Raw genomic sequence first — 696 nt, forward strand, 5'->3', positions numbered from 1 at the left:
CTGCTCATCGCCAACATGACGGAGCATGCGGGCAAATGGAAAGCCCTGGCCACTGATTACATTCATAATGCTGGGTTTATCGAGACCGTCATGAAGCACCAGGTCACGCTCGGTAAAATTTACCGCAGTGCCCTGCGTGAACGGGTTGAAGCGCTCGGTCATGAGGTAGAAGAAGTCGGTAAACATGGCATGTGGGAGATCAAGGGCGTTCCGGAAGACGTCAGGGACGAATATTCCTCCCGGGGCCGGGAAATTCAGGGGGCCGTGGGGGCTGAAGCCACGCTGCGCAGCCGGGATGTGGCCGCGAAAGACACCCGCAGGGCGAAAGTTGACCCTTCGCGTATGCGCCTGATGGAGCGCTGGCTGGGACAAATGAAGGAGAAGGGATTTGACCTGAAAGCGTATCAGGAGAGCGTGGTGCCGCGTGATGCAGGTCTTCGTGACACACCGCCTCAGCCGGAGCGAGGTCTTCAGGCAACGCCGGTTCATACCGGGCCTGAACAGGTAACTCCGCAGGCGTCGTTGAGGGCCGAAAAAAGTCCCGACACACCTGCTCAGTCCGCAGAACGGGAGAGCCTGTCCCGTCAGCCTGTAGTAAAACCGGCTGACTCCCTGCGTCAGCCGGCACCGGCCGGACCCTGAAAAACGCCGCTGGCCAGGAGCTTGCCCGCAGCGCAGCCGGACACGGAAATGGCC

General features: G+C 60.5%; 1 pseudogene. It reads left to right on the forward strand.

What is annotated here, in order from left to right:
• Positions 1–436 (forward strand): annotated as a pseudogene (locus RTW80_RS26635) (relaxase domain-containing protein); the annotation flags it as partial.
• Positions 437–696: the final 260 nt, after the last annotated feature.

Origin of the sequence: Escherichia sp. AM3 (assembly GCF_032029835.1) — a bacterium.
Taxonomy (GTDB): Bacteria; Pseudomonadota; Gammaproteobacteria; order Enterobacterales; family Enterobacteriaceae; genus Escherichia; species Escherichia coli.